The organism is Austwickia sp. (genome assembly GCA_016699675.1).
Lineage (GTDB): Bacteria > Actinomycetota > Actinomycetes > Actinomycetales > Dermatophilaceae > Austwickia.
The window spans coordinates 4300871-4314146 of sequence record CP064985.1; the positions used below are offsets into that span (position 1 = coordinate 4300871).

At 72.2% G+C, this 13276-nt stretch carries 16 protein-coding genes and 1 pseudogene; 2 read left to right on the forward strand and 15 right to left on the reverse strand.

The window, feature by feature from the left end; genetic code table 11:
- Positions 1-2 precede the first annotated feature (2 nt).
- Together IPK37_19620 and IPK37_19625 are read right to left on the reverse strand one after the other, a co-directional pair.
- Positions 3-416, reverse strand: coding sequence for a PIN domain-containing protein (locus IPK37_19620; protein ID QQS00932.1), 414 nt, complete (start codon positions 414-416; stop codon positions 3-5).
- A complete protein-coding gene (locus IPK37_19625; protein QQS00933.1) occupies positions 409-645 on the reverse strand; it encodes a hypothetical protein in 237 nt (78 codons plus the stop codon). The genes IPK37_19620 and IPK37_19625 overlap by 8 nt, the downstream gene beginning before the upstream one ends.
- Positions 646-777: 132 nt before the next feature.
- Here IPK37_19625 and IPK37_19630 point away from each other — a divergent pair, with 132 nt between their 5' ends.
- The gene (locus tag IPK37_19630; GenBank protein QQS00934.1) at positions 778-1047 is read left to right on the forward strand and encodes a type II toxin-antitoxin system VapB family antitoxin; all 270 of its coding nucleotides are present in this window, start codon (positions 778-780) and stop codon (positions 1045-1047) included.
- Entirely contained in the window at positions 1044-1433 is a 390-nt protein-coding gene (locus IPK37_19635) for a type II toxin-antitoxin system VapC family toxin (GenBank protein QQS00935.1), read from the forward strand. The genes IPK37_19630 and IPK37_19635 overlap by 4 nt, the downstream gene beginning before the upstream one ends.
- Before the next feature lie 12 nt (positions 1434-1445).
- Here the strand turns inward: IPK37_19635 and IPK37_19640 are convergent, their stop codons facing one another.
- The 13 genes and pseudogenes from IPK37_19640 to IPK37_19700 form a co-directional block, all read right to left on the reverse strand.
- Positions 1446-1964, reverse strand: coding sequence for a hypothetical protein (locus tag IPK37_19640; protein QQS00936.1), 519 nt, complete (start codon positions 1962-1964; stop codon positions 1446-1448).
- A 136-nt stretch (positions 1965-2100) separates the two neighbouring features.
- Entirely contained in the window at positions 2101-2631 is a 531-nt protein-coding gene (locus tag IPK37_19645; GenBank protein ID QQS00937.1) for a nucleotidyl transferase AbiEii/AbiGii toxin family protein, read from the reverse strand.
- On the reverse strand, positions 2550-2954 hold the full coding sequence (locus IPK37_19650) for a nucleotidyl transferase AbiEii/AbiGii toxin family protein (protein QQS00938.1): 405 nt from the start codon (positions 2952-2954) through the stop codon (positions 2550-2552). Before IPK37_19650 ends, IPK37_19645 begins: the two co-directional genes overlap by 82 nt.
- Complete coding sequence (locus IPK37_19655) at positions 2951-3550, reverse strand: type IV toxin-antitoxin system AbiEi family antitoxin domain-containing protein (protein ID QQS00939.1); 600 nt, start codon at positions 3548-3550, stop codon at positions 2951-2953. The genes IPK37_19650 and IPK37_19655 overlap by 4 nt, the downstream gene beginning before the upstream one ends.
- A gap of 131 nt (positions 3551-3681) precedes the next feature.
- On the reverse strand, positions 3682-4104 hold the full coding sequence (locus tag IPK37_19660; protein ID QQS03035.1) for a hypothetical protein: 423 nt from the start codon (positions 4102-4104) through the stop codon (positions 3682-3684).
- A 26-nt stretch (positions 4105-4130) separates the two neighbouring features.
- Positions 4131-4814 carry an NUDIX hydrolase gene (locus IPK37_19665; protein ID QQS00940.1) on the reverse strand — a complete coding sequence of 228 codons (684 nt, stop codon included), beginning with the start codon at positions 4812-4814 and terminating at the stop codon, positions 4131-4133.
- The gene (locus IPK37_19670; GenBank protein QQS00941.1) at positions 4811-6583 is read right to left on the reverse strand and encodes a CTP synthase; all 1773 of its coding nucleotides are present in this window, start codon (positions 6581-6583) and stop codon (positions 4811-4813) included. Before IPK37_19670 ends, IPK37_19665 begins: the two co-directional genes overlap by 4 nt.
- 141 nt (positions 6584-6724) lie before the next feature.
- On the reverse strand, positions 6725-8521 hold the full coding sequence (recN, locus tag IPK37_19675) for a DNA repair protein RecN (protein ID QQS00942.1): 1797 nt from the start codon (positions 8519-8521) through the stop codon (positions 6725-6727).
- Positions 8522-8966: 445 nt separating this feature from the next.
- Positions 8967-9962: an NAD kinase gene (locus IPK37_19680; protein QQS00943.1), complete on the reverse strand. Its 996-nt coding sequence runs from the start codon at positions 9960-9962 to the stop codon at positions 8967-8969.
- Positions 9962-10780, reverse strand: a complete 819-nt coding sequence (locus IPK37_19685) for a TlyA family RNA methyltransferase (protein QQS00944.1) — start codon at positions 10778-10780, stop codon at positions 9962-9964. Before IPK37_19685 ends, IPK37_19680 begins: the two co-directional genes overlap by 1 nt.
- Entirely contained in the window at positions 10777-10932 is a 156-nt protein-coding gene (locus tag IPK37_19690; GenBank protein QQS00945.1) for a hypothetical protein, read from the reverse strand. The genes IPK37_19685 and IPK37_19690 overlap by 4 nt, the downstream gene beginning before the upstream one ends.
- On the reverse strand, positions 10929-11975 hold the full coding sequence (locus IPK37_19695; protein ID QQS00946.1) for an HAD-IIA family hydrolase: 1047 nt from the start codon (positions 11973-11975) through the stop codon (positions 10929-10931). The genes IPK37_19690 and IPK37_19695 overlap by 4 nt, the downstream gene beginning before the upstream one ends.
- A 347-nt stretch (positions 11976-12322) precedes the next feature.
- Positions 12323-12895: pseudogene (locus tag IPK37_19700) on the reverse strand (hypothetical protein).
- Positions 12896-13276 lie beyond the last annotated feature (381 nt).

Here is a 13276-nt window from a genome sequence, read left to right on the forward strand (position 1 = left end):
CCTCAGTCCGCGAGGGGGTTGACGATCCGTACGCCGCGCAGCGTGGCCCCCGTCGCCAAGTCCTCGGCCCACAGCTCCGTGCAGCCGGACTGCGCCGCAGCCTCCAGGATCATCGCGTCCCAGCCGGAGAGCTGGCATGCCTCGGCGGTCGCCAGCGCCCCCAGCACCAAGGACGCATCAGCAGGCACCACGTCGAGCAGCGCGATCTGTCCGACCAGTTCCCGGGCGGACGCGGGAGCCAGCGGCGGGACCAGCTTGCGGGTCGCGACGGCGTACAGCTCCAGGAGCACCTGCGTGCTCACCACGAACGTGTGCCCCGGATCGTCCAGCACGGCGCCGACTCGGGCCCGCTTGTCCGGATCCCCGGGATCGATCCGACCGACCAGCAGGTTCGTATCCAGGAAGACCCTAGCCACGGTGCAGCTCGTCGCGGGTCCAGGCTCGGACGGGCTGTCGCGGCGTGTGCGCAGCGCCAGACTCGGCGATCTGCGCGGCGGCCTCGAAGACCGTCGCGGCCGCAGGGGCGTCGGCGTATTGCCGCAACACCTCAGCCAGGTAGGCATTGACCGACTCGTTCCGCTGCAGCGCCCGGATCCGTGCCCGACGCAAGACGTCCGGATCCACGCTGATCGTCAGGTTGGTCATGCCTCACCCTAGCATTCGTGTTACACGGCACTCGTGCTACACGAGATGTCGACGGCATCTACTCCCTCAACCTGGACCACCGAACCCTGTCGTATACACACCTTGTATATGCGGTCGGGTAGTCTAGTTGCCATGGCGCTGAGCATCCGCAACAAGGCGACCGAAGACGCCGTACGCCGTCTCGCGGCGCGCACCGGGACTGGCCTCACCGAGGCGATCGACGACGCGGTCAACCGCCGACTCACTGAGCTCGATCGGGAGCGCCACGACCCCTCCCCGGAAGCCCAGGCCGCACGTGAGGCACGCCTGGAACGCGTTCTCGCAGAATTCCGTAAGAACTCGCACCCCGAGACGTGGCTCACCGACGATGACCTCTACGACGACATGGGTCTTCCGAAGTGATCGTGGATACGTCGGCGGTCGTGGCCGTCGCTCGGGAGGAGGGCACCTCACAGCACCTGAAGCGAATCCTCCTGAGCCACAGGGACTCGCTCATGTCGGCGGCGTCATATGTCGAGCTGACAATCGTCCTCTGGCCCGATCATTCGATCCCGATGGTCGACCGCCTCCTTGACGCCCTTGACGTCACCCCCGTACCGGTCACGGTCGACCAGGCCCGGCTCGCGGCCCAGGCCTATCGCGAGTACGGCAAGGGTTCCGGCTCGCCCGCGCGGCTGAATCTCGGCGACACCTTCTCCTACGCCCTGGCCAAGGACACCGGGCAGCCCCTGCTCTTCGTCGGCGACGACTTCACCCACACCGACATTACGTCGGCGTTGCCAGCCTGAGCGCGGGCCCGCTCAGGGTGCCACCGGTTCCCGGGACGGGCCGAGATGAGTCGCCTCGCGGGGCACGTCGTTCGGCGCGGCCAGCGTGGCGCGGATCCGCGGGAGGGCGGTGAGGGCCCCGAGGACGGTACCCGCAGCGGCGAGCGCGGCGCTGCCGCGATAGTCAGCCAGTACGGCGGGGCTGGTGAGCGCCCAGCGCAGAAAGTCCGGTCGGCTCACGCGCAGCAGGTCCGGCCCGAAGAGGTCGTACGCGTGCCAGGCGTCGATGAACACCAGCAGGATCACGCACGCCAACGACCCGCTCACCAGCAGCATAACCAGCGGCGCGACCCCTCGCTGCAGCCGCCCGCCGGAGGCTACGGCGTACGCCTGCGCCGCCACGGCCGCCATCGGCACCGTCGCCGCGGCAGCGATCCATCCCATCCCGGACAGGCCGGCCGCGAGGACCACGGCCGCACCCACGGCCACTCCGGCGGCGGCCAGGCCCAGCCCGACCCGCTCCGGCGGCAGGCCGCCACGGCATGCTCCCACGCTCTCCCCCACGATTCCCCCCATTGCTCCCCGGCTCCCGCGCGCGCCCTCCCCAAGACGCGCCGCCCCTGGCCAGGGTACGGCCGTCGCCCACCCTCGCGCGGTGCGTTCTCCGACTTCAGCCGCGACCGGGCTGTCAGGCTCGTCCCTCCGAGAGGGCGGAAAGGTACAGCGCGCGCACGCGGGCGAAGGCGTCGCCTGCGGTGCGAACACTGAGGTCGAGGTCTTCGACGAGCCGGTCGTAACCGGCTGACCACGCCGCGGGTGGGTCGGGCAGATCTTCTGGTGGCAGCGAGCCGTCCCGGTGCTCGTGCACCACGATGAGCCGTCGGCGCAATGCTCGCTCGTTGACGAGCAGTCCTGCCTCAATCAGCAACGCCAGGTCGACGAGATCCTTGACCCGAGAGGACGGAAGGTCGTGAGCATAGACCCGTGACATGGCGTGCAGCTTCTCCGCGGCGTGCTGATAGACGTCGACGGCCGCGACGGTCACTGGCGCGAAGCCCGCGAAGGGCACAGGTGAGGCGATGACCAACGGCTCAAGCGCCTCGGCGACCTCAGCGAACTGCGCGACGACGTCAAGCTTCAGCCGGTCGAAGCGCCTGCCGTCAACTGAGCAGCCGACGCTGACCCGCCACGCGGGCGCTGGGTCGTCCAGGCCGCGCATGAGTTTGGCCGCCAGCGCTTCGAACGTGAAGCCGTCATCGACGGTGACTCGGCGAAGAGGGTGTCCAGTTCATCGAGTAGGTCATCGCCGGAGGAGGTTGTGCGTCGAACGAAGTCGATGTCTTTGGTTGCGCGCGCCTGTCCCGACAGGCGCGCCTCGAGGCAATAGCCGCCTTTGAGTACCCAGCCGGCGTCTGCCACGCGTGCGAGGAGCCGATGGAAGGCGAGCTGTCTGCGCAGCCGCTGGAGGTCGATCGAGGTGGCGCGAGCGGTGTTGGCGAGGCGGTGATGGAGTGATCGCGCGCGGTCGCTCTCCGAGGTCATCTATCCTCGCTGAGGCGGCTGAGGGCGCGCTCGATGCCCAGCGCCGCACGGTCCGTCGCGTTGGCGGCTCGGCGACGAAGCCGACGCTTGGTGCTGCGCCCCCCCGACACGGCGTCCGCGACGGCGGCATCGACCAAGTCCTGCGCAGCCCCGACACCGGCGACGTCGAGCAGGGTGCGCTCCACGGTCGTCACTGAGAATCCCAAGTGAGCTTCGATGTCGTGGGAATCGAGGGTTGCGGGATAGGTGTGCACATGGTCGTCTCGCGCGCGGAAACCCGCAGGGACACTGAGGTGCAATCGGGCGGGATTGGCGTCCGAAAGGTCGTGAAAGGCCAGGGCGCTCTCGTGGGAGACCACCCCACGGCCGCCGCTCCACAGCGTCCAGCGCACATAATCGTCGGTCGGAGCGGCCGGCCATTCGGGCAGCCGGAACAGCCCTCGATCGACCCGCTCCCAATTGCCGTGGTCCACGTGGTACTTCTGCGCTTGATAGCTGTACCCCACGGACCGAGCCTGGGCTGCCGTGAAGTAGCCGGCCTGGGCGAAGGCCACGCGGTGCAGTGCGCGTCGAGGGTCGTGACGGTTCCCGGGCACCACTTCAGCCTAGGGACTTTCCAACTAAAAGAAAAGTGTATTTCCGCGCGGACGAGTCGCGTCAAACTCAAAACATGGTTGAGCATCTGACATGAGCGCGCGCCGAAAGCACCCCGCGTCTGGTGGTTGGTTCAGCTGCTGGCCGGGTCCACCGCGCCGTCGACGTACACCCAGCGGCCGCCGCGCCGCTCGAACCGGCTGTCCTCGATCAGCACGTGGGCGCTGCCGTCCCGACCGCGCGACCGGGCCCGGTAGACCACCTGCCCCGCCGTGTCCGCAGCGCCGCCGCCCGTCACCCCCAAGACCTCCAGGCCCACCCAGGCGTGCCGCGGGTCGAGCTGCAGGGACGCCGGTCGGGTCTTCGGGTGCCAGGTGCGCAGCAGGTAGTCCTCGTCGCCCACGGCGAACGCGCAGTAGCGCGATCGCATCAGCGCCTCCGCCGTCTCCGCGACCTGGCCGCCGTCGTGCAAGCGGCCACAGCATGCGGCGTAGGCCGTGCCGGGCGCGGGATGACCGCCGCACGGGCACGCGCCGTCGGTGGCGGCCCGCGCCATCCCGAACGCGTCACCGGTACCGCGGGTCACGAGGATCCCGCCACGCCGCGCAGGCCAGGGTGCGCCGGAAACGGTATGTCGGGAGCGCGCAGCGTCTCCCACCCGCGCTCGCGCGCGGCGTACGCCCCGAGGATGCCGAGCTGGGCGACGCCATTGGTGATGCGGCCGGTCAGCACGGCGGTCACCGCGTCTTCGAGGGCGATCCACACGGTGGGCATGCCGAGCTCTTCGCCGGACCGATCGTGCCGCTCGGCCGCCGCGACCTCGCCCAGGTCGCGCGCCAGGAAGACCCGGATCGCCTCGCCGATGCCGCCCGGCGAGGGGAACAGGTCGGTCAGCACGTGCCAGGTGGCGGCCGTCAGGTCGGTCTCCTCCGCCAACTCCCGGGCGGCCGCGACGTGCGGCGGCTCGCCATGGACGTCGAGCAGCCCCGCGGGCAGCTCCCATTCGGTGGCCTGGACCGGATGCCGATACTGCTTGATCAGCACCAGCTCGTCGCGACCTTCGTGGCGGCGCAGGGCCACCACGCTGACGGCGCCGGGATGCTCGATGTACTCGCGGCTCACCTGACCCGCCGCGCCCAGGTCGACGCGGTCCTTGCGCAGGTCCCAGACCATCCCGCGATACACGGTCTCCGCGGACAGCACCTGCTTGCTGGTGTAGTCGTCGCCCAGCCCCTCGGGGCCGACGACGGGCGCGGACAGCGTCACGGTCGGGTCCCGACGGGCGCTCCGGCCTCGCCGTGATCGGCGTGGGCGTCCCGCTCCTCGCGCGGTGCCGTAGGCTCGTCCGCGCGCGGGGGCACGGCGGCGTCGTCACGTAGCGGCACCTCGACCAGCCGGCCCTCCTGCTGCCGCCGCAGCGCGGCGCCGATCAGGCCCGCGAACAGGGGGTGGGCCCGGTTCGGCCGCGACAGGAACTCGGGGTGGGCCTGGGTGGCCACGTAGTAGGGGTGGGTCTGCGGCGGGAGCTCGACGAACTCCACCAGGCGGCCGTCGGGGCTGGTCCCGGAGAAGAGCATCCCCGCGTCCTCCAACGCCCCGCGGTAGTCGTTGTTGACCTCGTAGCGGTGCCGGTGCCGCTCGTCGGCCTTCGTGGTCCCGTACGTCGTAGCCACGACGGAGCCCGACGCCAGCCGGGCCGGGTAGCTGCCCAGGCGCATCGTGCCGCCCATGTCGCCGCCGGCGCCCTCCACGTAGTCCTTCTGCTCGGCCATCGTGGCGATCACGGGGGCGGCCGACGCGGGATCGAACTCGCTGCTGCTGGCGCCCTCAATCCCGGCGACGTTGCGGGCGTACTCGATCACCATGCACTGCAGCCCCAGGCAGATCCCGAGCGTCGGGACCCCGGCCTCGCGGGCCCAGCGCAGCGCGCCGACCTTGCCCTCGATGCCGCGCACCCCGAAGCCGCCGGGCACCAACACCGCGTCGACCCCGCCGAGCACCTCCTGGGCGCCGCGCAGGGTGTCGCAGTCGTCCGAGGTCACCCATCGGATCTTGACCTTGGCGTCGTGGTGGAAGCCGCCGGCACGCAGCGCCTCCGTCACGGACAGGTACGCGTCCGGCAGGTCGATGTACTTGCCGACCAGCGCCACCTCGACCTCGTGGGCGGGGGCGTGCACGCGGCGCAGCAGCCGGTCCCAGTCGGTCCAGTCCACGTCCCGGAACGGCAGGCCGAGCCGGCGTACGACGTACGCGTCCAGCCCCTCGCTGTGCAACACCTTCGGGATGTCGTAGATCGAGGGCGCGTCCTGGCAGGCGATCGTGCCGTCCTGGTCGACGTCGCAGGCCAGCGCGATCTTGCGCTTGAGCCCCGAGGGGATCTCCCGGTCGGCGCGCAGGACGATCGCGTCGGGCTGCAGGCCCAGCTGGCGCATCGCGGCGACCGAGTGCTGGGTCGGCTTGGTCTTGAGCTCGCCGCTGGGGGCGAGATAGGGCACGAGGCTGACGTGCAGGAAGAAGCAGTTGTCGCGGCCGAGATCGTGGCGCACCTGCCGGGCCGCCTCGAGGAACGGCAGCGACTCGATGTCGCCGACCGTGCCGCCGATCTCGGTGATGATGACCTGCGGGGGCTTGCTGGAGTTGGCCTGCTCCCGCATCCGCTCCTTGATCTCGTTGGTGATGTGCGGGATGACCTGGACCGTGTCGCCCAGGTACTCCCCGCGCCGCTCCTTGGCGATCACCCGGCTGTAGACCTGGCCGGTCGTCACGTTTGCCGCCTGAGACAGCGGCACGTCGAGGAAGCGCTCGTAGTGGCCGATGTCGAGGTCCGTTTCGGCGCCGTCGTCGGTCACGAAGACCTCGCCGTGCTGGAACGGGTTCATGGTGCCGGGGTCCACGTTGAGATACGGGTCCAGCTTCTGCATCGTCACCCGCAGTCCGCGCTGGCGGAGCAGGAAGCCGAGGCTGGAGGCCGTCAGGCCCTTGCCGAGCGATGAGGCTACGCCTCCGGTCACGAAAATGTGCTTCGTCTGCGCCACGGACCCCCAGTCTACGTGACGGTTCCGGAGGCGCTGGCCAGGGTCCGGACGGTACGGCGTGGCGCGCTGGACCGTACGGCGTGGCGCGCCGGGATGCACGGCGTGGCAAGCCGGGTCAGCACTCGATTCAGCCCAAGGCGGCTACGGCCGCGGTTGAGCCTGGGCCTGGGCCTGCGTTTGGGCCGGCGTTTGGGCCTGCGCCTCGGCCTGCGCTTGGGCTTGGGCGCTGGCCTGGGCCAGGAGCTCGCGGGCGTGTTCGATGGCCACGTCGCTGGTGGCGCCCGCCATCATGCGCGCCAGCTCGGCCAGGCGGTCGTCGCCCTCGAGGACGCTCACCCCGCTCGTCGTCACCTGTCCCGAGCTGCTCTTGTGGATGACCAGGTGCCGGTCGGCGTAGGCGGCCACCTGTGGCAGGTGCGTCACGACGAGAACCTGGGCGTGGCGGGCCAAACGGGCGAGCCGCGCCCCGACGTCCAGTGCGGCCTTGCCGCCGACCCCCGAGTCCACCTCGTCGAAGACGAACGTCGGCACATCGCCGCCGCCGGTCACCACCTCCAGGGCGAGCATCACCCGGGACAGTTCGCCGCCGCTGGCCGCCTTGGCGACGCTGCGCGGCGGGGTGCCCGGGTTGGCGGCCAGCCGAATCTCGACGGCGTCGATCCCCCACGGGCCGAAGCGCACCCGCGTGCCGTCGGGCAGCGGCAGGCCCTCGGGGTCCTCCTGGCGCTCCACGGCCACCTCCACCCGGGCCCGACCCATGGCGAGGTGCGCCAACTCGGCGGTGACGGCCTTCGACAACCCCGTGGCGGCCTTGACGCGGGCTCGGCTCAGCACCAGCGCGGCCTCCACGAGGACGCCCTGCAGCCGCACGGCGTCCTCGCGCAGCGCGGTGGCCCGGTCGTGCGCGCCGGCCAACTCGTCCAGCCGCGCCGCCGCGCGGCTCCCCCACTGCAACACGTCGTCGATCGTGTCGCCGTAGGTCCTCGTCAACCGGGACAGGGCCGCCCGCCGGTCCTGCACCACGGCCAGCCGGGCCGGGTCCGCGTCGATCCCATCGAGATAGGCGGCGAGGTCGGCACCCAGGTCCCCCGCGAGGTAGGCCAGTTCGCCCGCGCGCCGGGCCAGGTCGGCGAGATCGCCGTCGTGTCCGGCCTCCGCGAGCAGCACCGTCCGAGCGGCGGTCAGGAGGGCCGCGGCGCCCCCGGGCGACCCCGGTTCGTCCGTGCCCATCAGCGCGTCGTAGGCGCCGCCGGAGGCGGCGCGCAGGGCGTCGATGTGCGAGAGCCGTTCGTCCTCCGCGCGCAGGGCATCGTCCTCGCCGGGGCGCGGGTCCAGCCGCTCCAGTTCCTCGAGGCCGCTGCGGAGCACCTCCATCTCCACGGCCCGGTCGCGGGCCAGCTCGGTGACCCGCCGCAGTTCGGCCTGCGTGTGCCCCAGTGCGCGATAGGCGGCCTCGTACGCCGCCAGCGCGTCGGCGACCGGCCCGCCCCCGTAGTCGTCCAGCACCACCCGATGCTGATCGGGGCGGCGCAATCGCCATTGATCGGCCTGCCCGTGCACGGCCACGAGCGATTCGCCCAGCTCGCTCAGGACCCCGATCGGCGCCTGGCGGCCGCCCACGTGCGCCCGGCTGCGGCCCTGGTCGGAGACGGTCCGCACCAGGATCAGGTCCTCGGTCACGTCGGCGCCCGCAGCCTGCGCCCGCGTCCGCGCCGCGTGGTCGGCGGGAAGCTCCACCACCCCTTCCACGACGGCCTGGCCCACACCGTGCCGCACCATGGCGGCGTCCCCGCGCGCGCCGAGCAGCAACCCGAGCCCGGACACGATCATCGTCTTGCCAGCGCCGGTCTCGCCCGTGAGGACGTTCAACCCCTCCGAGAGGTCCAGGACGGCGTCGTCGATGACACCCAAGCCCTGAATCCGGATCTGGCGGAGCATGAGCTCAGCGTAGGCGGGCGCCCCGACAACGCTCGTGCGCGCAGCGCGGTGTCGGCACCGCCGCCAACCGGTGAATCACCCAGGTCGCGCGGCCGAGACCGGACACGCGCGGGGCCTCGCAGGGACGCCCGGGGCGGCGCCGCAGCCCGACGCCCCCAGCGGCCGCCTCACCGGCGACGACCGGGACACCGGGTCGCACCACCCGCCCCGATGTCCGGTACCGACAACCCCGTCCCACGGTCCTCACCCCACACCCCTCGTTTGCCGACCAGCCCAGCCGGCGCGCCCCACGACATGAAAAGCCGCGGGAACCGGCTCCGGTGCCCGCGGCGTCGTTACCGCTTTACTCCAGTTTCACCGACGCTTGACCGTTGGCTGACCTGATCGCTTGAGATATCTACCACATTTGTGGGTGGCCAGACCCATCCCATGGGCCGACGCGGCCCTACCCCATGTGGCCGACGCGGCCATCGAGGTCGGCGGAGCCCCGATCGAAGGGCCGGTGCGCGTCGGCGTCCGCGCCGGTGTCGGGCAGTTCGCTCGCCTCCCCGGGACGACCGCGCCAGCCGTGCACCGGCAGGGCGAACTTGCTGACCAGGCGATCCGTGAACGGCGCGGACTCCAGGCGGGCGAGCAGCACCGGCGTGCGGCTGCGGGTGACCTCGATGCGCGCGGAGCCGGGCAGATCCACGGGCCGCTGCCCGTCGCACCACATGACGCCCCGACCGTCCGTGCCGGGCACGATCTCGACGGCGATCCGCGAGTCCGGGCTGACGACCACCGGCCGGGCGAACAACGCGTGGGCCGAGATCGGCACCAGCAGCAACGCCTCGACGTCCGGCCAGACGACCGGGCCGCCGGCCGAGAACGCGTACGCCGTGCTCCCCGTCGGCGTCGCCACGATGACGCCGTCGCCGCCCCAGCTGGACAGCGGACGATCGTCGATCTCGAGGATGATCTCCAACATGCGCTCGCGGGCCGCCTTCTCGACCGTGACCTCGTTGAGTGCCCACCGTCGGGCGATCTCCCGCTCGGCGTCGCGGGCGACCACGTCGAGCGCCACCCGCTCCTCCACGGCGTAGTCCGCGTCGAGGATCTGTTGCGCGGTCACCGCCAGGGCGTCCTTCTCGGCCTGCGCCAGGAAACCCACGTGCCCGAAGTTGATCCCGAGCAGGGGAACCCCCGACCCGCGCACCATGTCGGCCGCGCGCAGGATCGTGCCGTCCCCGCCGAGCACGCAGACGAGCTCCGCGCCGTCGGCCGGTCGCGCCGGGTCTGCGGCCACGACGCCGTCCAGGGCGCTCGCGCCCAGCGCCTCGATGTCCTCCGGCAGCATGGCTGCCTGCAGCCCGGCTCGACCGAACAGCTCCGCCAAGTCCCTCGTGTGCCGACGCAGGCCAAGTCGGGTGACGTTGGTGACGAGCAGGATCCTCCGGGTCATCATCGTCCTTCAAAGCTTCGTACGGCGTGCGCTGCGGCCGCCGTGTCGTCGGGCAGGGCGAACTCCGCCCGTGTTGTGACCCACACTAGGTACTCGTGGTTGCCGCTGCCCCCGGGCACGCGTGTCGGCGTCACCGCCCGGGGGAAGAGGCCCGCGGCACGATAGGCCTCCAGGACCCCGGCGACCGCGTCGATGCGCTCCGCGGCACGGCGTACGACGCCGCTCTTGCCGAGGCGGGCCCGGCCCACCTCGAACTGGGGTTTGACCAGCAGCACCCCCTGGCCGCCCGGCGCGACGAGTCCGGCCAGGTCGGTGGCGACGAGGCGCAGGGAGATGAAGCTGAGGTCGGCGACGAGGACTCCGAACGGGCCCCCGACCTCGCTGGGGACGATGCCCCGCACGGACCGTCCCGACATCTCGATCACGCGGGGATCCGACCGGAGCGCGCCGGCCAGCTGGTCGCGTCCCACGTCGAGCGCGACCACACTGGCCGCGCCGCGGTCGAGGAGCACCTGGGTGAACCCGCCGGTGGAGGCGCCGACATCCACGCACCGCTGCCCGCCGACCGACCACGGCTCCGGCTCGACGCCACCGAAGGCGTCGAAGGCCGCCACGAGCTTGCGGGCGGCGCGCCCGACCCATTCGGGCCCGGCGCTCTCGACGCGCAACTCGTCGCCCGGACGCACCGGGTGGGCGGGTCGGCGCACGGCCGCGTCGTTGACGAGCACCGCGCCCCTCTTGACCAGGTCAGCGGCGGCGCCGCGGGATCTGGCCAGGCCGCGAGCCACCAGGGCCACGTCGAGCCGCTGGTCGCTCATGCCTCCCCGGACAGGCGCTCGGTGAGCAGGGCGTGCAGCCGGTCGGCGGCGTCGATCTGCCCGTCCAGATGGTCCGCGTCAGCGCTCTCCAGGGCGGCCAGCGCCGCGTCGATGTCGGGGTCTCCCGGGGCGGGGATCTCGGTGTCGCTCATGGGCTGCCGTCCTTCGTCGGGTCCGCCGCACGAAGGGCGTCGGGACTGGGTGGCGAGCCGGCGTCGACGGCAGCCCAGCATGCGGCGACGAGCGCGCGGGCCCGCTCGTCGACCGAGCCGTCGCCCGAGAACACGGGTCCCTCATCGGTCAGCCGTGCCTCGACTCCGCCGCAGCGGGCGGCGTGGCCCCGGTCCGCGGGCGCGACCTCCGCGGCGACGTACGGCTCAGCCAACGCCCGAAGGTCTCGGGCGAGGAAGGCGGGGCGTCGCACGGCCGGCGCCAGCGCGACGTCGGCGAGGTCGTTGACCCCGGTGAGGACCAGCAGGGCCGGGATGCCGGCACGATTGGCCCCCTCGATATCGGTGTCCAACCGGTCGCCGATCGCCAGCGTCTGGTCCTTGGGCGTGCCGAGCACGGCTGCACTCAGGTCGTACAGCGGGGTGTGGGGCTTGCCCACGACCACGGGGTCGACCGCGACGGCGGCCCGCACGACCCGCACGAGGGAACCGTTGCCCGGGGCGACGCCGCGGGCGGTGGGCAGCGTCAGATCGTCGTTGGAGGCGACCCAGAGGGCCCCGCCGTTCACGACGTACGAGATCTCTGCCAGGTCGCTCCACGCCACGTCCCTGCCGTAGCTCTGCAGCACTCCGGCCACGGGCTCGCCCTGGGCCGACTCCGCGGTCGTGACCAGGCGCAGGCCGGCCCCGGCGAGCGCGACGGCCACCCCGGGCCCGCCGACCCCCAGCACCGCGGCGCCCTCCCCCAGGCGCTCGCGCAGGTGTGCCGCGGCCGCCTGCGCGCTGATGACGATCGACTGCAGCGTGACGGTGAGCCCAAGTTCGGTCAGGTGGTCGGCCACGTCCTGCGGCGGCCGAGACCCGTTGTTGGTGGCGTAGACGATCCCCGCACCGGTCTCCCGGGCCCGCTCCAGGGCCGGCACGGCATGGGGGATGGCCGCTGGTCCCGCGTACACCACCCCATCCAGGTCGCACACGAGGCCGCGAAAGCCCGCCAGGAGCGGTGCGGGTTCGGTGGAACTCACGGGGTGTCGCCCTCCGGGCGGTCGGGCTCCGGACGGTCGGGCACGGAATCGTACGGCGCCGCCGGACCCGATTCGGGCGCGTCGCCCGGGACGGGCTCCTCGGCATGCTGCTCGGCCGCCTGCGCCTCGTCCCCGATCGGGCCGGATTCGGGCGCGTCGCCCGGGGCGGGCTCCTTGGCGTGCTGTTCAGCCGCCTGCGGCTCGTCGCCGATCGGGCCATCAACCGCGTCCCGAGCTGGCTCGTCGGTCACGTCCTTCTCGGAGATCTCGGGCGCCCGCTGAGCGGGGTCCTCGGTGGGGTCCTCAACGGAACCCTCTGACTCGCCCTGCGAAGCGTCCTCGGTGTCGTCCTCGCCGAGGTCGACGAAGACGATCCCGTCCAACTCGTCGAGTCGCTCGGCGGCGTCGGTAACTGCCTCCGCATCGGCGTCGGCGGCTTCCGCGAACCACGCCCGTGCGAGCCCCCGGTCGCCACGGGCGAGTAAGGCCTCGGCGTAGGCATAGAAGAGCCGAGCCGACCAGGGATCGCGCCGGTTGGGGTTCAGCTCCGGGGTCTCCAGCAGGACCACGGCAGCGTCCAGGTCACCCATGTCACGCCGGATCCCGGAGCAGACGATGAGCAGCTCCAGCCGCTCTGCCTTCCCCAACGTGCGCGCCTCGGGGGAACCCGCCAATTCCAGGGCCCGCTCGGGACGGCCCAGTCCGCGCTCGCAATCGACCATGAGCGGCAGCAGGTGCTGAGATCCCGAAAGCCTGCGCGCCGTGCGGAATTCGCTGAGGGCCAGCTGGAAATCGCCTTCGCGATAGGCGACCAGGCCACGCGTCTCCCGGACGGCGGCGACGCGGCCCGCACGCCGTACGGCGGTCTCCGCGTGCGCCCGGGCGGCGACGACGTCGACGTCCAGGAGGCGAGCGACCATCACCAGGTGCTGGCCGACGCCCTTGGCGTTGTCCTTGCTCAGCGTGCGGAGCTCGTTCTTGACGGTGCGGTCGATCTCGAAGCCGGTGACGTCCTCGTCGATCGCCGGGTCCGGGCGGTGCCCCTGCTTGGGCGCCAGGCGCGGACCCCGAGCGGCACTATCGCCGCCAGCGTCAGCGCGGCCGTCCCTCGCGACGTCTCTGCCCTGGCCCTTGCGCGGTCCAGACCCCCGTCCGGGCCTGCCCCGCGAGGCGTCCCGGGCGCCCCCATCGCTCCCCGAACCGTTGCCGCTCCGCGCACCACGAGGTTCGCCGCGCCGCGAATCGCCGCGTCCACCGCGGCCGCTCGCACCCCGCTCTCTCGCTCCGGTATCGCGCCGTGC

Coding starts and splice junctions, on each gene's coding strand:
- IPK37_19625 (QQS00933.1), bottom strand. CDS start 645: ATGACCAACCTGACGATCAGCGTGGATCCGGACGTCTTGCGTCGGGCA.
- IPK37_19660 (QQS03035.1), bottom strand. CDS start 4,104: ATGGCGCGGGCCGCCACCGACGGCGCGTGCCCGTGCGGCGGTCATCCC.
- IPK37_19650 (QQS00938.1), bottom strand. CDS start 2,954: ATGACCTCGGAGAGCGACCGCGCGCGATCACTCCATCACCGCCTCGCC.
- IPK37_19680 (QQS00943.1), bottom strand. CDS start 9,962: ATGACCCGGAGGATCCTGCTCGTCACCAACGTCACCCGACTTGGCCTG.
- IPK37_19685 (QQS00944.1), bottom strand. CDS start 10,780: ATGAGCGACCAGCGGCTCGACGTGGCCCTGGTGGCTCGCGGCCTGGCC.
- IPK37_19690 (QQS00945.1), bottom strand. CDS start 10,932: ATGAGCGACACCGAGATCCCCGCCCCGGGAGACCCCGACATCGACGCG.
- recN (QQS00942.1), bottom strand. CDS start 8,521: ATGCTCCGCCAGATCCGGATTCAGGGCTTGGGTGTCATCGACGACGCC.
- IPK37_19630 (QQS00934.1), top strand. CDS start 778: ATGGCGCTGAGCATCCGCAACAAGGCGACCGAAGACGCCGTACGCCGT.
- IPK37_19645 (QQS00937.1), bottom strand. CDS start 2,631: ATGCGCGGCCTGGACGACCCAGCGCCCGCGTGGCGGGTCAGCGTCGGC.